Source organism: Methylophaga sp., from assembly GCF_048266885.1.
Taxonomy (GTDB): Bacteria; Pseudomonadota; Gammaproteobacteria; order Nitrosococcales; family Methylophagaceae; genus Methylophaga.
The window spans coordinates 19,718-40,510 of the sequence record NZ_JBLWYR010000016.1 but is presented as its reverse complement, the minus strand read 5'-3'; the positions used below and the strand labels follow the sequence as shown (position 1 = coordinate 40,510).

At 42.8% G+C, this 20,793-nt stretch carries 20 protein-coding genes; 7 read left to right on the top strand and 13 right to left on the bottom strand.

Annotation, left to right across the window (positions count from 1 at the left end; genetic code table 11):
* Positions 1–26: 26 nt before the first annotated feature.
* The 7 genes from pqqA to ACN0V2_RS09205 form a co-directional block, all read right to left on the bottom strand.
* Positions 27–98 (bottom strand): pyrroloquinoline quinone precursor peptide PqqA, encoded by a 72-nt coding sequence (gene pqqA / locus ACN0V2_RS09235; protein ID WP_417550567.1) that lies wholly within the window; start codon positions 96–98, stop codon positions 27–29.
* 111 nt (positions 99–209) lie between these two features.
* The gene (gorA, locus tag ACN0V2_RS09230) at positions 210–1,565 is read right to left on the bottom strand and encodes a glutathione-disulfide reductase (RefSeq protein ID WP_417550522.1); all 1,356 of its coding nucleotides are present in this window, start codon (positions 1,563–1,565) and stop codon (positions 210–212) included.
* 88 nt (positions 1,566–1,653) lie between these two features.
* Positions 1,654–2,178, bottom strand: coding sequence for a peroxiredoxin (locus ACN0V2_RS09225; protein WP_417550521.1), 525 nt, complete (start codon positions 2,176–2,178; stop codon positions 1,654–1,656).
* Positions 2,179–2,301: 123 nt separating this feature from the next.
* The gene (locus ACN0V2_RS09220) at positions 2,302–4,497 is read right to left on the bottom strand and encodes an EAL domain-containing protein (protein ID WP_417550520.1); all 2,196 of its coding nucleotides are present in this window, start codon (positions 4,495–4,497) and stop codon (positions 2,302–2,304) included.
* 11 nt (positions 4,498–4,508) lie between these two features.
* Positions 4,509–7,478 carry a PAS domain S-box protein gene (locus ACN0V2_RS09215; protein WP_417550519.1) on the bottom strand — a complete coding sequence of 990 codons (2,970 nt, stop codon included), beginning with the start codon at positions 7,476–7,478 and terminating at the stop codon, positions 4,509–4,511.
* A 147-nt stretch (positions 7,479–7,625) separates the two neighbouring features.
* Positions 7,626–8,186: a 5-formyltetrahydrofolate cyclo-ligase gene (locus ACN0V2_RS09210; protein WP_417550518.1), complete on the bottom strand. Its 561-nt coding sequence runs from the start codon at positions 8,184–8,186 to the stop codon at positions 7,626–7,628.
* Entirely contained in the window at positions 8,183–8,623 is a 441-nt protein-coding gene (locus ACN0V2_RS09205; protein ID WP_417550517.1) for an RrF2 family transcriptional regulator, read from the bottom strand. Before ACN0V2_RS09205 ends, ACN0V2_RS09210 begins: the two co-directional genes overlap by 4 nt.
* 87 nt (positions 8,624–8,710) lie before the next feature.
* Between ACN0V2_RS09205 and hmpA the strand changes: the two genes are divergently transcribed.
* The 4 genes from hmpA to ACN0V2_RS09185 all read left to right on the top strand — a co-directional run bounded on the left by hmpA (position 8,711) and on the right by ACN0V2_RS09185 (position 11,588).
* A complete protein-coding gene (gene hmpA, locus ACN0V2_RS09200; RefSeq protein ID WP_417550516.1) occupies positions 8,711–9,922 on the top strand; it encodes an NO-inducible flavohemoprotein in 1,212 nt (403 codons plus the stop codon).
* 88 nt (positions 9,923–10,010) lie between these two features.
* Complete coding sequence (locus ACN0V2_RS09195) at positions 10,011–10,742, top strand: HPP family protein (RefSeq protein WP_417550515.1); 732 nt, start codon at positions 10,011–10,013, stop codon at positions 10,740–10,742.
* 70 nt (positions 10,743–10,812) lie between these two features.
* Positions 10,813–11,130: a PepSY domain-containing protein gene (locus ACN0V2_RS09190; protein ID WP_417550514.1), complete on the top strand. Its 318-nt coding sequence runs from the start codon at positions 10,813–10,815 to the stop codon at positions 11,128–11,130.
* Positions 11,131–11,279: 149 nt separating this feature from the next.
* On the top strand, positions 11,280–11,588 hold the full coding sequence (locus ACN0V2_RS09185; RefSeq protein ID WP_417550513.1) for a PepSY domain-containing protein: 309 nt from the start codon (positions 11,280–11,282) through the stop codon (positions 11,586–11,588).
* Positions 11,589–11,622: 34 nt separating this feature from the next.
* Here ACN0V2_RS09185 and ACN0V2_RS09180 read toward each other — a convergent pair whose 3' ends face one another.
* The 4 genes from ACN0V2_RS09180 to ACN0V2_RS09165 all read right to left on the bottom strand — a co-directional run bounded on the left by ACN0V2_RS09180 (position 11,623) and on the right by ACN0V2_RS09165 (position 15,610).
* On the bottom strand, positions 11,623–12,948 hold the full coding sequence (locus ACN0V2_RS09180) for an ATP-binding protein (protein ID WP_417550512.1): 1,326 nt from the start codon (positions 12,946–12,948) through the stop codon (positions 11,623–11,625).
* A complete protein-coding gene (locus ACN0V2_RS09175; protein WP_417550511.1) occupies positions 12,945–13,607 on the bottom strand; it encodes a response regulator transcription factor in 663 nt (220 codons plus the stop codon). Before ACN0V2_RS09175 ends, ACN0V2_RS09180 begins: the two co-directional genes overlap by 4 nt.
* Positions 13,608–13,609: 2 nt before the next feature.
* Positions 13,610–13,930: a PepSY domain-containing protein gene (locus ACN0V2_RS09170; protein WP_417550510.1), complete on the bottom strand. Its 321-nt coding sequence runs from the start codon at positions 13,928–13,930 to the stop codon at positions 13,610–13,612.
* Between the two features lie 99 nt (positions 13,931–14,029).
* Positions 14,030–15,610 carry a methyl-accepting chemotaxis protein gene (locus ACN0V2_RS09165; RefSeq protein WP_417550509.1) on the bottom strand — a complete coding sequence of 527 codons (1,581 nt, stop codon included), beginning with the start codon at positions 15,608–15,610 and terminating at the stop codon, positions 14,030–14,032.
* A 278-nt stretch (positions 15,611–15,888) separates the two neighbouring features.
* Between ACN0V2_RS09165 and cfa the strand changes: the two genes are divergently transcribed.
* From cfa to ACN0V2_RS09150, 3 genes are all read left to right on the top strand, one after another.
* On the top strand, positions 15,889–17,076 hold the full coding sequence (gene cfa, locus ACN0V2_RS09160) for a cyclopropane fatty acyl phospholipid synthase (protein WP_417550508.1): 1,188 nt from the start codon (positions 15,889–15,891) through the stop codon (positions 17,074–17,076).
* A gap of 141 nt (positions 17,077–17,217) precedes the next feature.
* On the top strand, positions 17,218–18,675 hold the full coding sequence (locus ACN0V2_RS09155) for a catalase (RefSeq protein WP_417550507.1): 1,458 nt from the start codon (positions 17,218–17,220) through the stop codon (positions 18,673–18,675).
* A gap of 65 nt (positions 18,676–18,740) precedes the next feature.
* Positions 18,741–19,211 (top strand): Dps family protein, encoded by a 471-nt coding sequence (locus ACN0V2_RS09150; RefSeq protein ID WP_417550505.1) that lies wholly within the window; start codon positions 18,741–18,743, stop codon positions 19,209–19,211.
* 80 nt (positions 19,212–19,291) lie between these two features.
* Here ACN0V2_RS09150 and ACN0V2_RS09145 read toward each other — a convergent pair whose 3' ends face one another.
* Together ACN0V2_RS09145 and ACN0V2_RS09140 are read right to left on the bottom strand one after the other, a co-directional pair.
* The gene (locus ACN0V2_RS09145) at positions 19,292–19,405 is read right to left on the bottom strand and encodes a hypothetical protein (RefSeq protein WP_417550566.1); all 114 of its coding nucleotides are present in this window, start codon (positions 19,403–19,405) and stop codon (positions 19,292–19,294) included.
* A gap of 35 nt (positions 19,406–19,440) precedes the next feature.
* On the bottom strand, positions 19,441–20,793 hold the full coding sequence (locus ACN0V2_RS09140) for an aldehyde dehydrogenase family protein (protein ID WP_417550504.1): 1,353 nt from the start codon (positions 20,791–20,793) through the stop codon (positions 19,441–19,443).

The window sequence follows — 20,793 nt, the reverse complement described above, 5'->3', positions numbered from 1 at the left end:
AGGCTTTTTTATTTTTACTATGCGTATTAACGGTTACAGATGTACATTGTTACTTCGAAACCGAAACGCATGTCTGAATATTCTGGTTTAGCCCACATAATATTTCTCCTGTTGTTTGTTATCAGCTTTTGCTGACTTAGGTATAGATTATCGCGTTCAAACAATTAAAACCTCAGTGAAAACCCCGAAGCAACTCAGGATTTTCCTGATTAATCACTTACCGGTGTGCGCATGGTGACAAATTCTTCAGCAGCAGTGGGGTGAATCCCAATCGTTGCATCGAAATCTACTTTGGTTGCCCCGCATTTAATCGCAATGGCAATACCTTGCATAATTTCTCCTGCGTGGTCGCCAACCATATGAGCACCCAAGACTTTATCGGTATCCCCATCGACCAGTAACTTCATTAAAGTACGTTCCTGCGAACCACCTAAGGTGTGTTTCATGGCGCGGAAATTGGAACGGAATTTTAATACATTGGAATATTCCTTCCGTGCCTGCTCTTCCGTCATGCCCACCGTACCGATATTGGGTTGGCAAAATACGGTAGTGGCAATATTGCTGTAATCTACCTTGCAAGGTTGTTCATCAAACAAAAATCCAGCTAAAGCCATGCCTTCAGCTAAGGCTACCGGCGTAAGTTCAATACCCCCCGTGACATCACCTAGTGCATAGATGCTCGGCTCAGAGGTTTGAAATGTCTCATTCACCGCAATATGTCCGCTGTTACTAAGTTTGATATCCACATTTTCCAGTCCCAACCCATCCAGATGGGGCTTTCTACCAGTGGCAAACAACACAGCATCAACCGTTAAATGCTGACCATCAGTCATCGTTAAATATAAGCTACCATCCGACTGTTTTTTGATGGATTTCACTTCAGTATTGAAATGGATATGTACGCCATTTTGCTGAATCTGCTCAGCAGCAAACTCAGCCGTTTCTTTATCAAACCCATTTAATAATCCACCACCGCGAACCAGTTGAGTGACTTGTGAGCCTAAACCATGAAAAATACCAGCAAATTCAACAGCAATATAACCACCGCCCACTACGGCTAAACGATGGGGGAATTCTGCCAAATCAAATATGCCGTTTGAGTCTACAGCATGGGTTTTACCTGGAATATCCGGAATAAAGGGCCAGCCGCCGGTGGCAATTAAAATTCGTTCCGTAGTGATTTTTTTACCATTAACTTCAACGGTGTGTGCATCAATGATTTTCCCTCTACCATTAATGATCTCGACGCCTGCACGATCCAAAATGCCTTCATAGACACCATTCAATCGGCTTATTTCGTCTGTTTTATGGTCTCGTAACGTTGGCCAATCAAAAGCTGGTTTATCAACTTGCCAGCCAAAACCTTTAGCATCCTTAAAGTGAGCTGAATATTCAGAAGCATAAACATAGAGTTTTTTGGGCACGCAACCTACATTGACGCAGGTTCCACCCAGATAACGATCTTCGCATACCGCGACTTTTGCACCATATGATGCCGCCATGCGGCTGGCTCTAACGCCGCCGGAACCGGCACCAATAACAAATAAATCGTAATCATATTTCATCTGTAAAACTCCTGTTTACTGCTTAACTTTGCAAAAAAACACCGGGCCTGAGACTATTGCAGACCCGGTGAATCATGGCTAAGCGATGTTACTGTTTGTTCAAATAATCCAGCATCGTATCGACACCACTAACCTCAAATGGGTCATCAGGGCAGTTATCCATTTGGCCCGGTTCAGCAAACAATTGTTTGATTTCACCATCGACCACGTGCATTGAATAACGCCATGAACGTTCACCAAAACCTAGATTTTCTTTTTTCACCAACATGTTCATGCCGCGGGAAAATTCACCATTACCATCTGGAAGTAATTTCACTTTATTTACTTCCTGACGTTTTCCCCATTGGAACATGGTGAACGCATCATTAACGGACAAACAATAAACTTCATCAATGCCTTTGGCTTTCAGCTCTTCATAATGTTCTTCGTAACCAGGCAAATGGCTACTTGAGCAGGTTGGGGTAAATGCACCGGGCAGAGCAAATACGATGACATTTTTGCCTTTGAAAATATCGTCAGTGGTGACATCCTGCCAACGGAATGGATTATCTCCGCCAATGCTTTCATCACGTACGCGGGTTTTAAATACGACGTTAGGGACGCGTTTAGTCATGTTAAAAATCTCCTTTTGGGGTGGTTGTGACCTGAACATTTATTCAGTTGCGAGCAGTGTAGCGAAATTAAGTTGATTAATAAAACAACTTATTCAGGTTGATTTAATCGAAAAAAACGATTGTTATAGCGACTGACTATTAATATCAATTGCCATATTTAGTTGATGTCCATGGCGTTTGTTTCGATACATTGCTTCGTCAGCAAGTGTGTAGAGCTGTTGAAGATCATAATCACTTAATGATTTAGTGGTGGTAATGCCAAAACTGTAATGCAGATGAATATCACTATGGATGGACTGATTATAACCATCCACAATACTGGAGAGCCGTTGCAGAATCGTTGATTGATCAGTGTCATTCTGATTGACCATCAATACAACAAACTCATCACCACCAATTCGTCCGATTAAATCAGAATCACGAAAAGTATTGTTTAATAATCTGGAGAATTGCAGTAATGCATTATCGCCAGCTGGATGTCCGTGGCTATCATTGATTAAATTAAAGTTATCCAAATCAAAGTAGATCAACGACGCTTCACAGCCCAGGTTTCGGCACATTTGTAAAATATGATTTGCCCGAAACTCGAAACCTCTTCTATTCAATAAACCAGTTAAATGATCTTCACATAGCAGCTGATTGGTAGCGATTTCTTCTTCTACCATCAGCGCCAGCCCAGCTAATAAGCGGGAGTCCTTTTCACTGATATAACGGGGTTTAGTATCAATCAAACATAACGATCCCAACATTTCTCCGCTTGGAGCCCGGAAAGGAAAACCAGCATAAAAACGTATATGGGGGGCATTCACAACCAAAGGATTATCAGAGAATCTAGGGTCAATAGCAGCGTCATTCACTATAAAGCTTTTTTCTTGCTCAATAGTGTAGTTACAAAAGGCATGATCTCGAGCAGTTTCACTGATGTCGACGCCTACTTTTGATTTGAACCACTGTCTTTCCGAATCCAGCAATGTAATCAGAGCAATTGGTACATCGAACATGCGTTTTGCCAATCGGGTTATTCGATCAAATCGTTGTTCAGCACAGGTATCCATAATATTCAAAGATTCCAGCGCTTTCAGTCTTTGTTGTTCTAAAGCCAATTTACGTTGTTGTAGCCATTGGTCAATCTGATCAGCAGGAATCGGTCTGCCGATAAAGTAACCCTGAGCTTTATCACAGCCTTGCTGCTGTAAGAACTGCAAGGTAGCGTAGTCTTCAATGCCTTCAGCAATGACTTTCATATCAAGGCTGTGTGCTAGTTCAATTATGGCTTGAATGACTAATCTGGATTCGCGTGATTGCTGCGCGGTCATCACAAAGGATTTATCGACTTTTACCTCGGAAAAGGGCATGCGGACCAATTGCAGCATCGACGAAAAACCCGTTCCAAAATCATCAATCGACAATTGAAAGCCTTTCATCCTTAATCTAGTGAGGATATCCAATGAAGCCACGGGGTCGTCCATCGCACCCGTTTCAGTGAGTTCAAGCATGATGGTATGCAGTTTTACAGCATGTAATTCACACAAGGCTTCGATCTGATTAAACAAGGTCAGATTACGCAATGATAAGGCAGAAATATTAATGGAACAGATTAATTGACTGGCTTGAGCGGTGATGGGATTTAATCGTTGTTGCTGGCAAAACTGACTAAACCAAGGCAATGCTTGCTCGAAAACCAGTAACGTCAGATCGTCGATGAGATTGTTTTGTTCGGCAATGGCAATAAACACGTCGGGAGCAACAAAGCCATGTTCGGCATGATGCCAACGTGCCAGTGCCTCAAACCCCATTAACGCGCCACTAATACAGCCCACTTTAGGTTGATACGCCAGCGTGATTTCGCGATTTTTAATCGCTTTCTCCACATCCATTGCGGTAATGGCGGGCATGCTCGGTTTGCTTTGCAGATGCTGCCCATCAAGCAAATCAGAGGGATTTAGTGATGGTAAATCGATCATTTCTCGAAAAGCTTTCGGATTAAACGGTTTGGGCAAAATGCCGACAATGTTTAATCCGTGTGCCGCAGCGGAGCGTGCTGCGGCTTGTAGTACCTGATGACCCACACCACTGGTGATAATAATTTTGGCAGTAACCAGTTGCTCACCTAATGCTCCCAGAACCTCCACACCATCCATATCCGGCATGATGAGGTCAAGTGCAATATGCGTAGGCTGCCATTCGTTTAATAAACTAAAAAAATTAATTGCGTTGGTGGTCACTTTTACTGACATACCGGCGAATTCGGCGACATTACGGATGGTTTCTCCGGTCAGTTCGTCGTCATCCAGTATTAGCAGTTTATGCTCCGACATGTATTAATCTCTCAGGTCTTATAATTCAGCATTTGGGCGACTCTATTTATTAGTGCTGCACGATGATAAGGCTTATTTAAAATAGCAATACTGCCAGTTTCGCCTTGCACATCGGTTAATACATTTTCAGTGTACCCAGAGGTATAAAGAACGGGCAGATTTTTTCGAAGCTGCTTGGCTTGTTGAACCAGTTCGAAACCACTTAGTCCACCAGGCATGAGCACGTCTGTGAACAGTAAATCAATTTGTTGTGCAGACGCAAGCCAGTTTAACGCCTGATTGCCATCTGCAGCGGCTAATACCTGATAACCTGCGTCCCGTAGCTGCGCAATAGCATATTGCCGGACCAAATCATTGTCCTCAACAACCAGTATGGTTTGTTGAGAATTCTCTACCGATATTGGAGTTTCTATATCATGCAGGACTGGAGCTGGTGTGACTGTATCTGTATGAGGAATAAACAGTTGAAACCGTGTGCCGTGACCAATTTCAGACTGAACCTGAATATGTCCACCGGATTGTTTGATAAAACCAAACACCATACTTAACCCCAAGCCACTGCCTTTACCAGTGGGTTTAGTGGTAAAAAAAGGTTCAAACACTTTGTCTAGTAAATCTTTTGGTATGCCATCACCGTTATCCAGCACATCAATTTTTACGTATTCCCCTGCTTCTAAATCATTTTGAGATGTTTTTTGCTGCTCCAACAGAGTAAATCGTTCAGTGCTTATCATTAGTGTACCGCCCTCAGGCATGGCATCACGCGCATTGATTGTCAGGTTTAATAAACTGCTCTCCAGTTGAACCGGATCAATCATCACTGGCCAAATGTCACTGCTGAGATTCATATCCAACTGATATTTTTGCCCCAGAGAACTTCGTAATAATGCTTCCATGTTACGGATCAGCATGTTGATATTCACGGCTTCAGGTGACAAGGGTTGTCGCCTGGCAAATGCCAGCAGGTTACGCGTTAACCCAGCTCCACGTTCAGCGGCGCTGCTGATAAGTTTGGCAAGAGGTTGCAGAGAGGGGCTGTCGGACAACTGATCAATTAATAGTTCTGTATTACCGGTGATGACGGTTAACAGATTATTGAAATCATGGGCTATACCGCCCGTTAATTGTCCGATCGCTTCCATACGTTGAGCGAGTTGTAATTGTTGTTGTAAATGTCTTTCTTCGGTGATATCACGTTCTACAGATACCCAATGGGTATACCAACCCGCAGTTAATCCAATTGGGACGCTATTTAGTTCTAACACTATCTCCCGACCACTTTTATGATACTGCGTCAGTTGAGCTCGAATGGGTTGCCAAGTGCTATAAGCAGCCTTAATTTTGCGGAGTTCATTTTTTTCAGTTTTGGGCCCATGCAATATTTGTAGGGTTTTACCAATGACTTCCTGGCGGTTGTAACCGGTTATACGTTCAAAAGCACTGTTCACGAAGACGATATTGGGTTTTTCATGCGAGTAGCGAGAAGCTTCGGTAATAATCACTACATCATTGAGTTGTGATACGGCGCTACGTAATAGCTTAAGCTCCTCACCTTCTCTGCGTTGACGAGTGATATCTCGCAGATAAACCGTTAAACCATTGCTTGACGGATAAATTCTGATATCTAACCACAGTTGTCTGGCTTCATATAAATGTTCAAAAGAAATTACCTGCTGTTGCAATAGCGCTGAAGACAATTTTTTAACCAATAAACCAGCAGGATCAATATCGGTGTTTTCAATTCCTTTATGATCCAATAACGATGAGCGCGTCATGTTAAATAAGGACATTGCTTGGTTATTCACATAACTAAAACGCAAATCGGTACTTAATGTAAAAAAGGCATCGGTGATACTGTCCAGCGTATTTTGTAATTGCTGAGATAACACTTCACTTTGATGTTGAAGCATTTTGGTTTGATGGATATTGATACTCGACCCATACCATTTAGTGATTTGCCCTTGCTCATCACGAATGGCGCTGGCCTGAGCCAAAAACCATTTATATTCTCCATCAAAACGGCGCAGGCGAAATTCGTCAGAATAGGCATCCCCAGTTTTTATGGAATGAAACCAGCGTTCATGGACTCTTTGCTGATCATCCGGGTGCACTAACTCAATCCAGTTATTCAGAATATACGCTTCAGTTTTTCCAAAATACTCGGTGGTAAGAAGAGAAACCGAATCAATTACACCTTCAGCTGAGACCGACCACATAAATTGCAGTGTGCTTTCAGCCAAATAATTAAAGCGACGTTGTTCTTCCGCCAGATTTGCTTCAACAAGTTTATTTTGATGAACATCCTGAATGATGCCTTGAATTTCATTAAGCAACTGATCGTCATGGTAAGCCATGATCCTGAGGCGATATGGTCCATTGTTCACAGCCAGTGAGAACTCACCATCCAGAGGTTTTTTATTTTTTAAGGTGTTATTTAATGCCTGTTGCAGATCTTTTTGTTGCTTATCAACAAACAAGGAAACAAATTGAGTTGGCGAAATTTTGCCGAGATTATTTTGATTAAGCAGTTGGGCAGCTTCTGGACTTAGCAGTAGTTGACCAGAGTTATCGATTTGCCAATAGCCTAATTTTGCAATATTGGCGGCGAGCTTGAGTTGTTGCTGGTTTTTGGCTTGTTGCTGTTGCGCGCGAATAGTGAAGCTGCTGAGCAAAAAGATCGTCATTAAAGCCAACGTGGCGAGTATACGGTTGGCGATAGTTTGGGTTTGAAAAAAGGTTTCCTGACCGGCAGGCATAATAAACATGCCCGCCCAAACCAATATGATACAAATTAAGAATGTCGTCGTAAGGCGACGGAGACTGTTGCCAATACCAGATAGCATAAGGATGGGGGTATACAACACCCCATGCGCAAAGACTGGAATCGTGTATCTATCAGCCAGAAAAACGATTAATAGCAATAAATAAATCAGCCAATCAAAGGCTGAACTATTAATCAATCGGCTAATCGTCTGATTCATATAAAGATGACTCCAGTCATCCGGCTCTAAGTGATAAAAACGCACTTCAAGCGATGAATATACTGTAAACGCACGGAGCGTCACATGCTTTTAATATTTAGTCTTCCAAAAGACTTTTTTGGCTAGTGAATAGTTAAGAGAAAAATATTACGGATAAATATTTTCTTCGGTGACAATAAGATCCATTGGCACATCATGCGGCTGCGGGTGAATACTATTAAGTTGCATCCATTGATAGCCAATACCAATGCTTAAAGGTTTCGCAGAAACGGCTAAGGTTCGATCATAAAAACCACCGCCGTTACCTAAACGATGAAGTTCGTTATCAAAGCCCACCAACGGAATAATGAGCACATCTGGTTGAGTGACTGCGGTATTTTGGGGAACCGGAATGTCCCATACTTCCGCTTGCATGATGGATTCTGGACTCCAGCGACGAAATTGCAGAGCTTGTTTGGAATCGATGATTTTAGGCAAAGCCGCTTGCCAACCTTGTTTGATAAGTCCACAAATAAAATCGCGGCAATCAATTTCGCCGCGAACCGGCCAATAGAAACCGATTATGCCTTTAGGTAGGGGATCAAGAACTGTCTGTAATTTTTTAAATAGCGCCACCTGATGTAGCAGACGAAGATCACTTACCAGCTCAAGCCGTTGTTGCGTTAAACGATAGCGTTGTTCGTTTCGCCATTGTTGCCAGGAGCTCATGCGGATTCCGGTATTTCCAGCAGTTCCTGTAAACGATCTTTATTGAAAATTACATCAGCCAAAGTGTAATCATCCAAGACTTTTAAAAAGGCCGCCTGGGCCTTATGCAATGCATTTCTTAATATGCATGCGGGTTGAATTGGGCAAACAATTTCATCACTAAAGCAGGGCAGTAATTGCAAGTTTTCGGTTTTACGAACCAGCTTTCCGATACCAATATCACCAATCGGGAGCGCCAGCTTCAAGCCACCACCACGACCTCGATGGCTAACGATATAACCATGCTGGACCAACGTTTGAGCAACTTTAGCCAGGTGATTGGATGAAATACCAAAGCGCGACGCTGCATCCTGAATTGTTGCGGGCTGTTTCCCGTGATGTATTGCCAAGTACACCAATAATCTAAGCGCATAATCAGTATGCGTGGTGAGTTGCATTATTCATTGACTCCTAAAAGATGGACCAATACTATGCGTTTTTAAACAGGCATGTAAAATGCCTGTTTAGACAATAGGAGTTCGGCAATGAAGCCAGAAACTTTCGATATTATCCGTCAAACGGTGCCTGTTTTAGAGCAGCATGGCGAAGAATTAGCTGACTGTTTTTACAAAAATATGTTCCGTAATCATCCGGAAGTAAAAGCTTTTTTTAATCCGGCACATCAACATGACGGAACGCAACAACGCGCGTTGGCAGCGGCAATCTGTGCGTACGCTCAACATGCTAATGATCCTGAAAAATTGCGGCAGACAATTGAGTTAATTGCTCAAAAGCATGTTTCATTAGGCATCAAGCCGGAACATTACCCCATCGTTGGGGAGAATTTATTGGTTACACTGAGTGAAGTATTGGGTGAGGCTGCAACAGATGACGTTATTGATGCCTGGGCTGATGCTTACGGCATTTTGGCTGGTGTTTTCATTGATAGAGAAGATGAGTTATACCATCAACAAGAAACAATACATGGCTGGCAAGGTTTTAAACCGTTTACGCTGATTCGACGTCAAGTTGAAAGTAGCAATATCACTTCTTTTTATCTCTGTCCTACTGATCAACATCCCATACAACCATATTTACCAGGCCAATACATCACCCTGAAGGTAACTTTGGCCGACGGTAGCCAAGCGATGCGAAATTATAGTTTGTCTACAGCGCCAAGAGAAGATTACTTTCGAATTAGTGTTAAGAAAGAAACAGCAAATGACTACCATGGCGTCGTATCAAACCAGTTGCATAATAACTTTAAAGAAGGCGACCAGGTGCTGGTGGGGCCGCCCTGTGGTGAATTTACTTTAAAACCATCCTCCTCCCAACAGCGACCAGTAGTGTTTATTGCCGGAGGTGTTGGTATCACGCCTTTGCTAGCCATGTTGCATAGCGGTTTAAAACACGACCACCAACGACCCTTTGTGCTCATTCAATTGGCCAGAAACCAAGAAGTATTAGCGTTCTATGAAGAACTGTCGGTTTTAGCCCACACCTATCAAAATTTTGATTGGCATATTCGCCTAAGCCAACCATCTACAAACACATCATCCACTAAAGTGCATCAAAGCGAAGGTTATCTTGATGGGGCTTTGTTGGAGCAATTGCTACCCAACCCTCAAGCACAGTATTACTTGTGTGGTCCGACCACCATGATGCAAAGCACGATGGCATTACTTCAGCAGCGTGGTGTTGCCAGTACCTCAATATTTGCAGAATTCTTTGGAACAACTCAAACACTCACTATTTGAACTAACTCACCAGTATATGTATCCGCTTATCTTGCAACGAAGCAGATAAGCGGTTTTTATCCACTACTAACCGAAATCTGAATAAGCAATGAAGCTATCCAATTGGCTGCAAAAAATGCAGCAACGTGCAATACATAATCATCCAAAACTAAAAGAGAAGCTAAACGCAAGCTTGGGTGCGTTTACCGCCATTTGGTTATTAATGACTCTCGTCGGCCAATTACAATTGACACTACAAATGGAGTTATTAGTACTTGCTTCAATGGGGGCATCAACCTTCCTACTATTTGTTGTGCCGCATAGTCCCATGGCGCAGCCTTGGCCGTTAATGGCCGGTCATTTAATTGCTGCTGTAATGGGAGTGAGTTGTAACTATTGGATAGCTGAACCGGTGATGGCAACCGCCTTGGCGGTGGGTTTATCGGTATTTTTAATGCATTTTTTGCATGCGTTACATCCGCCCGCTGCTGCTACCGCTATGATTGCGGTCATCGGATTGCCAGAGCAAAGCAGTATCGCTTGGCATTTTGTCTATGCGATTGTCTCTATCAATGCAGCAAGCCTGCTGATCTTATCCTTACTGATTAATAATTTGCTGCCAGGTCGGCATTATCCACATCGGGATAACCACCATAAACATCATGATCAATTTATGAGTCAAACCAACAATAAAACGCTGCTAAATGAAGAGGACTTTCATTGGGCACTTTCAAAAATGGATGCAGTCATAGATGTAGCAGAAACAGACTTAGTCGATTTATATGAGTTTGCTTTAGAGCATGCCGAGCAACGAAATTTAAACCCTGAAATTAAAAATTAATTTTATTCAGTTTGATTTAAGTTTGGTTTTGTAAAGTGGAGCCACCTTAATCGGAAAGGAGTACCAAAAAATGAAAAATTTAAACAAAATGACTTTAGCAACATTACTCGCTTCAGCATTAACTTTGTCAACAGCGACAGCTATGGCAGATGATGATATGGCGACGATGAAGATGCAAGCCGAAAAATTCGGTTTGATAAGCGCTGAAGAAGCGAAAAATATCGCTTTAAAAGAAAAATCTGGCATCGTAACTGATATTGAATTAGATGATATTGATAACGGTGGTGGCTGGGAATATGAAATTGAAGTTGTCCAAGAAGATGGCACTGAATGGGACATTGATGTTCATGCCAAAACCGGTGAACTTCGTAAAGTAGACCGTGATTGATAGTTAATTCTGTCTAAGCGTAAAAAGCAGCGGCCCGTCTTTGACGGGCCGTTTTTTTATGTGTAATAAAATTAAAATAATTTAAAAATTCAGTTTGATTTAATTTTATTTTTATATCGTTAGTCATCATAAATAAAAAGAGGCTAGATATGAAAAAGTTACTAATATCCACATTGGTCGGAACTGCATTAAGTTTTCCAGCTTTCGCAGATGATATAAATGAAATGAATGCAAAAAGTGAGCAATTAAGCCTTATTAGGGTTGAGGAAGCAAAAGCAATTGCTTTGGAAGCCAAGCCTGGCATCGTTGATGATATTGATCTGGAGAATCGTTCATTTTTTGGTGGCTGGGACTATGAAATTGAAGTACTTGGTAAAGATGGTAAAGAGTGGGATGTCTATATCAACGCTGAGACAGGTGAAGTGAGAAAAGTGAGTAGAGATTGGGATTTGTTCTAAAGACAGTTTTGAGGAACCCGCTAAGGCGGGTTCCTTATATGATCAAAGGCAACCGTACTTCCACTTTTAATCCACCCATTGATGATCGACTAAACAGCATCTCGCCGCTATAACTTTCAACAATATCAGCCACAATGGCCAGGCCTAGCCCACTTCCTGGCACTGATTCATCTGCTCTGAAACCACGCTGTACCAATTGCGACAGTTCACTTTCAACACAGCCAATTCCATCATCTTCAACGACAAAACAGCAGTTTTGGTTCTGATAAACACTTATATAGACTCTTTTTCGACACCATTTGCAGGCATTTTCTAATAAGTTGCCTAGCATCTCGAGTAAGTCTTCCCGATCGCCAAAAAACAATAAGCCTGGCTCAATTTCCCAATCGATTATGGGAGATTTTTCGCGATAAAGTAATTGTAATGTTCGGCTTAATTCAGCAATTTCATGTTCAAGCTCAACCTTCTGGCCAGGCATCGGTGAACCCAATAGACGAGCCCGTTTTAATTCTCTCTCAATAACCTGCCCCATATCTCGGCTCACTTGATTCAGAGAAACTTGAATTTCCGGCAGATTTTTTAAAGACGCGTGTTCAGCGGTTTGGTTGAGCAACGTTAAACGGGTTTTAAGTGCGTGAGCTAAATTACCAAGTGCTGCACGTGAACGCTGAGTTTTGCGTGTCATTGTATTTAATAATCGGTTCAGCTCTTCAATCATAGGCTGAATTTCTGCAGGCCCTTGCGCATCTATTTTTGCGGTTTCACCCTTACGCAATCGCGAAAGTTGTTTTTGGATGTTTTGCAAAGGTTGTAGCGCCTTGCCAACAATTAGCCATTGAATAAAAAGCAATAAAGCCAAGCCAATGGCGGAGACTAGCGAATAGAGCATTTGGAACTGAAAAATATCCTCATGCAATTCACTAATATTCTGAGCGACCATAATGGTAAGGCGGTGATCCTGCTTAAAATAACCACGATGTAAGGTGAATAAACGTTCATCATTTGGACCAACCATGGAAGATTGGAGCTTACGACCGCTGGGGAGTTGCTCAATATTTATCGATTCATCCCATAAAGACCGAGATTGCTTGCAGGATTGCTCGGTACAAACAACAAAATAGTGTCCAGAGAAAGGGCGTTGATACAAGCTGCTTAGACGTAATGAATTGAGATCGAACGAGCCATCCGGGTAGATTTCGATACTAGCGAGAAGACCCTCACTTTCACTTTCGAGCCGTTCCAGTAATTGTGTTTCTGTGACGCGCTCAATCACCAATGTTATTAAAGCCCACTGCAATAAGATCAACAGGCTTAAAGTAAACGTCAGACCAAGTGATAGTCGGCGTTTAAGAGAAATCATGCAGAACCGAAAATATAACCTTGCCCTCGGCGAGTTTGAATCAAATCCGTTCCCACTTTTTGCCGTAATCTGTTGACGTAGACCTCGATGACATTACTATCGCGGTCACTGTCATACTCATAGACATGTTCAGTTAAGCGGCTTTTTGAGATCACCTGGCCGGGGTGCAACATAAAATAACGTAATAAACGAAACTCAGTACCCGTCAGAGTAAACTGAGTGCCATTACTTAGTTGAACCGATTGAGCATCTTCATCCAGTTGCAAACCTGCGACCTGCAGTGGTCCGCCACTGATACCTGAACTGCGTTTTAATACAGCACTTATGCGGGCTAACAATTCTTCGGTTTGAAAAGGTTTCGCGACGTAATCATCAGCACCCGCTTTGAAGCCTTGAACTTTTTCTTCCCAGCTGCCTCTGGCCGTCAGGATCACAACCGGCACATGATTATCGCGGCTACGCCAGTTTTGCAAAACTTCCATGCCAGAGCGTTTAGGTAGACCCAGATCCAGAACAATTAAATCATAGGGTTCAATGTCACCCAGCGCTTCAGCATCAATACCATCAACAGATAAGTCGACTGCATAACCTGCTTGGGAAAGCGCATTCTGTAGTGTTGGACCCATTTGCATATCATCTTCAACCAGCAGTATTCGCATTTTTAATCGTCCAGCTCCAGTTCGAGTAAGTCGCCATTAGTTGCGTCAAACTCAAGTTCCCAGACTCGTCCTTGATCATCGAGTATTTCAATTTCGTAGACCAACATACCGTCATCTCGTTCGAGTTCGGTATCAATAACTTCACCGTTACGATAGGTTCTGGCCGTTTCAATAATGCTTTCTAATGGCAGGATCTTTCCAGACTCACGCAGTATTCGAGCTTCAGAATGACTAACATTGTCAGCCATAACAGGACTTACTAGAAACCCTGACATGAGTATCAAACCGATTAATCGGAATGCCGAAACAAATGAACGTTGCATATTTTTCCTAAAAATTAGTCTTCACTGCCACTTTAGCTAAATCAAATTGTATAGATCCAGGCTTAATTTAAGCTTAACTAGTTTTCAGCACATTATTAGTTAGCCCTGTTGAAACCGTTTAATCATATCGCTCATATGATGTGATTGAGTAGATAGGCCATTGGCAGCATTATCAGCAATTTCGGCGCCATGCGATACTTGAGAGGCACTTTCATTAACTTGCACGATATTACGATTAATATCTTCACTAACACTACTTTGCTGTTCAACTGCAGTGGCAATTTGAGTATTCAGTTCATTGATATTGCTCACTTCCTTCGCGATGGTTTCCAGCGCTTGAATAGACGATTTAACATGAAGCTCACTGGTTCCACTGGTTTGCTGACTTTGTTCCATTACTTTCACTGCTTCTTTCACCGCACCATTAAGTTTGCCGATTAAATCCTGAATTTGCTGGGTAGAAAGTTGTGTTTTACTGGCCAAGGAGCGTACTTCTTCAGCAACAACAGCAAACCCACGTCCATGTTCTCCTGCCCGAGCGGCCTCTATCGCAGCATTCAGAGCTAGTAAATTTGTTTGGTCGGCAATGCTGGTAATAACCTCAATAATCTGACCGATATTACGGGTATCTTTATCCAACTGAGCAACCACGGTAGAAATATTACCAATAGCAGCACTGAGATCACTTAGTGAATTGACGGCTTTGGAAGCACTGGAAACACCATTCTTAGAGAGCTCGTCAGTTTCTCGTGCCTTAGTGGCAGCGTAAGCGGCGTTATTAGCAACTTCTTGAATGCTGGCGGTCATCTCCGTCATCGCAGTCGCAACTTCTCCCATTCGCATTGCTTGTTGTTGGATGGCCGATTGAATATCTGCAACTGATTTTGCACTGTTATCGGCTTCTTGTTCGATACTGGCCGCAGAGTCTCGTATACGGCCTAACGTAGTCCCAAGACGACCTTTCAAAAACTCAGCAGTTAATTGGATTTGGCCGATTTCATCCGATCGGCCGGTATAAATTAATGCCATCAATGGATTATTTATTTCTGCGCGTGCACTCGCAGCAGCTTGTTTTAAAGGGGCAAACGCCCAAACTGACAAGCCTAAAAAGATAACTATTGCGATGGCAGCAATAATGGCTGATTTGTAGGGTGCAATTTGCAGTAGAGAACTGGCGACAACAACAGCTAGTAACAGAGCTAATAAATGAGCCAATAAAAAACGATAGTGCAAATTCAAGCGAGAAAACCAACTGCCATCAATTGCCGATTTACCATTATTGAGACGGGCGTAAACTCTCTCTGCTCGTTCAACGCGTTCTCGTGTGGGTTTGGTTCTAACCGATTCGTAGCCAATTACATCGCCGTTTTCAATCACCGGACTAACATAACCATCAACCCAATAGTGGTCACCATTTTTAACACGATTCTTAATAATACCCATCCAATGATGATTGGACTTCATTGATTTCCATAAATCATCAAAAGCAGCTGGCGGCATTTCCGGATGACGAATGACATTATGATTTTTATTGATCAGTTCTTCTGCTTCAAAACCACTGATTTTCTGAAAGGTATCGTTAAAACTGTTGATGATGCCTTTGAGACTGGTAGTGGAGATGATCTCTTCTCCTTCTGGATAAGGCACTTCGTTATTGGTTATTGGAAGATTTTTTTTCATGATGTTGCCCCTCTATTCCATGCTTTGTTATAGCTATTATTGTGATAAAGATTTGCCAAACTGCTTTGTGGAGCAATTTGGCTTTATATCGGCATTCCCATCGCTGACTTTAAGCAAACAAACTTAAACCCTTCATTTTTATAATTTAAATATGTTCAGCTTAATTGGTAGAGTAATGCAGGAAAATAAAAAAATCAGTAATTAGCTGATTCAAAGCAACAATTTTTTACGCTAAGGTAAGGTTAATAACCCAAAAATGTAGAGGAGAAACACCGTCTATGTCTGATTCAACATCCAAACTGTCTCATGCAGATTTGAGTGAAACTCGTCGTAGTCAAACACAAACGGTAGCTCCTCCTACGATATTGAAAGAAGCGGCGGATCTGGCCGGCGTCAGTTTCAATGGTGATCATCCTTGGGATATACAGGTTTTTGATTCTAGAGCCTACCGCCGCATTTTGACTCAAGGGTCGCTTGGCTTCGGTGAAAGCTACATGGATAACATGTGGGAATGCCATGAACTCGATGAGTTGTTTCATCGCTTACTGAAAGTCAATATCGAAAAGCATTTGGGGAGTGTGGCTAAATTCAGATTATATTTTGAAATTTTCAGACAAAATTTATTCAATCGTCAAACCAGTAAACGCGCTTATGAAGTAGGGAGAAAGCACTACGATACTGGTAATGATATTTTTCAGGCGATGCTCGATCCCACTATGAGTTATTCCTGCGGATATTGGGCCAAGGCAGATAATTTGGCTCAGGCACAAATCGACAAGCTGGACTTAATCTGTAGAAAACTCATGCTTAAACCCGGTGAGCGAGTGTTAGAAATTGGTTGTGGTTGGGGCAGCTTTGCCCAATATGCTGCCCAACACTACGGTGTAGAAGTCCTGGGTATTACTATTTCAAAAGAACAGCAAACATTGGCTCGCGAACGTTGTGAAGGATTACCGGTCACCATTGAATTAATGGATTATCGTGATCTAAATGGTCAATTCGACAAGATTGTATCCATTGGCATGTTTGAACATGTGGGACCTAAAAACTATCCGGTATATTTTGAAAGTGCATTGAAGTTGTTAAAGCCCGAGGGACTCTTCTTGCTACATACCATCGGTATCTATGCCACTTCATTAAAAGTCGATCCATGGATTGATAAGTACATATTTCGTAATGGAAAATTACCTTCAGCTGAAGAATTGGCGGGTGTACTGAATAGTCGTTTTGTCATAGAAGACTGGCACAATTTCGGCACTGATTACGATAAAACGCTGATGGCGTGGTGGGAAAATTTTGATAAAGCCTGGCCTGATTTATCAATGCATTACGACGAACGGTTTTACCGTATGTGGAAATACTATCTTCATAGCTGTGCTGGATTCTTTCGAGCCAAACAGGGCCAATTGTGGCAGCTGGTATTAAGTAAGCATGGTCGCGAAGGTGAATATCGCTCGTTACGCTAACTAGACATTTAATATCATTATTAATCGTCATAGCCGATTGTTGATATTGGAATTAGTTGTTTTGCCGATTCGGTTTTTTGACCTATAGTAGGGAAAAACTCACGTAGATGGGTCTTATTTATTGCCCTCAAGGAGGCGAACATGGCAGACAAACCAAAACTCACAACAATTGGTGGTGCACCCGTTGTAGATAATCAGAACAGTATGACAGCCGGTCCACGCGGCCCGTTGTTAATGCAGGATGTCTGGTTTCTCGAAAAAATGGCCCACTTTGACCGTGAGGTCATTCCAGAAAGACGCATGCATGCTAAAGGTTCGGGTGCTTTTGGCACATTCACCGTTACGAACGATATAACGCAATACACACGTGCCAAAATCTTTTCTGAAGTGGGTAAAAAAACGGAATTATTTGCACGCTTTTCCACCGTAGCAGGTGAGAGAGGTGCAGCGGATGCAGAGCGTGATATCCGTGGCTTTGCTGTCAAGTTCTATACCGAAGAAGGTAATTGGGATATGGTCGGCAATAACACGCCGGTCTTCTTTTTACGAGATCCTCTAAAATTTCCGGATCTCAATCATGCTGTAAAACGTGATCCAAAAACCAACATGCGTAGCGCCCAGAATAATTGGGATTTCTGGACCTTATTACCTGAAGCACTCCATCAGGTCACGATTGTAATGAGTGATCGCGGTTTGCCGAAAAGTTACCGCCATATGCATGGTTTCGGTAGCCATACTTATAGTTTTATCAATTCCAGTAACGAGCGGTTTTGGGTGAAATTTCACTTCAAATGTATGCAGGGCATTGAAAATCTAACAGATGAAGAAGCGGCTAAACTCGTTGGTGAAGATCGTGAAAGCCATCAGAAGGATTTGCTAGAAGCAATTGATCGCGCTGATTATCCTCGTTGGGAATTAAAAGTTCAGGTCATGCCGGAAAAGGATGCTGACACTTATCACGTTCACCCATTTGACCTGACAAAAGTCTGGCCACATAAGGACTATCCATTGATTGATGTGGGCGTGATGGAGCTTAATCGTAATTCTGAAAACTACCATGCAGATGTTGAGCAGTCAGCATTTACTCCTGCCAATGTTGTGCCGGGTATTAGTTTTTCGCCAGATAAAATGTTGCATGGACGGTTGTTTTCTTACGGTGATGCCCATAGATATAGATTAGGGGTTAATCACCATCAGATACCGGTGAACACGCCACGCTGTCCGTACCATAGCTATCATCGCGATGGCGCTATGCGTGTCGATGGCAACTATGGAAGTACCAAAGGCTATGAACCTAATAGCTATGGCGAATGGCAGGAACAACCTGATTTCAGTGAACCACCGTTAGCCATCAATGGTGCTGCAGATCATTGGAACTTTAGGGAAGATGATGATGACTACTATTCACAACCAGGCAATCTATTCCGTTTGATGACGCCAGAGAAACAGCAAGTGCTGTTTGAAAACACGGCAAGGGCCATTGACGGAGCAGACGATGAAGTAAAAAAACGTCATATTCGCAATTGTCTAAAAGCTGATCCGGCCTACGGTAAAGGTGTAGCGGATGCGATTGGTATTTCGCTGAATGATGTGAACTAAACAGATATGGATCATGGTCGTCGTGATGTCACGGCAGACTTCGAATTTTATCAGGAGGTAAATGTATGAGTTCGATTGATATTGGTATTAATAAAAAAGACAGAGAAAAGGTAGCTGAAGGCCTGAAGAAATTGCTTGCTGACACCTATACCCTGTATTTACAGACCCATAACTTTCATTGGAATGTGACAGGCCCTCGGTTCCGTGAACTACATCTTATGTTTGAAGAGCATTATGTCGAATTGGCAACGGCTGTTGATGATATCGCGGAACGAATCAGAACCTTGGGTGTCTCAGCACCAGGTACTTATAAAGCATTTGCCGAATTAAGTTCGATCAAGGAAAAGGATGGTGTTCCTGATGCGGTGGAAATGACAGAAACTCTGACGCACAACCACGAATTAGTGGTAAAAACCTGCCGTGAAGTATTGAAAGTGGCAGAAGCAGCAGATGATGAATCGTCGTTGGCATTAGTATCAGACCGCATGCGGATCCATGAAAAAACGGCCTGGATGTTACGGGCAATGACGCAGTAGCAAGAAGTACTTTTTTTCTCTCTCAAATTTTAAGACCGCCCTCGGGCGGTCTCTTTTTGTCTGCAATATGGGGTTCACACCTAAGGGATACTTTTAGAGGTGAGCACAATCATCTTATCTACTTGCATATCTTCCATGCTATAAGCAATGCCACCCGTGCCATGCCCAGAATGTTTTAACCCGGCAAATGGCATCCAATCAACCCTGAATGCAGTATGTTCATTAATCATCACAGCCGAAGCATCCAATCAACCCTGAATGCAGTATGTTCATTAATCATCACAGCCGAAGCATCCAGTCGCTCTGCTACATACATGGCATTATCAATATTTTGGCTATAAACGGATGCCTGAAAAGCAAAGTCGAGGCTATTGGCTTCTTTTATGGCTTCATCAACATCCTGATAGGGGTAAACGCAGACTACTGGACCAAAAATTTCGTTTTTGGAGACTTTAGCATCAGCAGGTGGATCGAATATAACAGTGGCTGAATAACAATTGTTTTCCAATGTGGTCCCACCAGATAATAATTCTGCACCCTGTTTGACGGCTTCCTGTACCCAGTCATTCACACGGGTCACTTCACTGCTACGGATTAAAGGCCCAATTTCAGTTTGATCCGATAACGGATCACCGATCTGCATTTTATTGCCTGCCGCCGCTAATTTTTCGGCTAAATCACGGGCAATAGAGTGATGAGCAAAAATACGTTGTACTGATACACACACCTGACCGGCATGATAGAAGCTGCCTTTAGCCAGTCCGGGTATTGCGGCATCAACATCAGCTTTTTCATCAACAATGACTGGTGCTACACCACCGTGTTCCAATGCACATCGAGTGCCTGCCGCCAGCTTGGAGCGCAAATACCAGCCCACTTTGGCACTGCCGATAAAGCTGACAAAAGCCACTTTGGGATCGGTGGCGAGTTGTTCTGCAACTTGATGGTTTTCGGTTAATAAAGCCTGACACCATTCAGCTGGCAAACCAGCTTGGTGGAAGATCTCGACCAAACGGAAACAAGATAACGGTGTGTTTTCTGCGGGCTTAACAATGACCGGACAGCCTGACGCAATCGCTGGACCGACCTGATGAGCAATTAGATTTAACGGATGATTAAAGGCGCTGATGGCCACCACTACGCCAATCGGTTCTTTATGTAACATCGTCAAACGGTGTTGAGAAGCCGGATTTACACCCATTGGAACGGGATGTGAAGTTTGATGGCGCAGCGTATCCATACAATGACGAATGCTGTCGATACAGCGCACCATTTCAACTTTAGAATCAATCAATGGCTTACCGCCTTCTTCGGCAGCGCCTTTGGCCAACTCCTCAGCTTGTTGCTGCATTAATTCGATTGATTTTTCTAATATAGAGATACGCTGAGTAACAGAAAGCCATTTGCTTCTATCAGTAAATAAATTGTGTGCGGTGTGTAAAGCGGTTTCGACGGCACTGCTATCAGCCACATCTACCGTGGCGATAAGCTGATCATTGAAGGGATTGGTTACATCAATCTTAGCCCATTGCTTGGCTTTTACACCGGGTAAGCTCAGAGCGAAGTGGGGAGCGGTAGACAT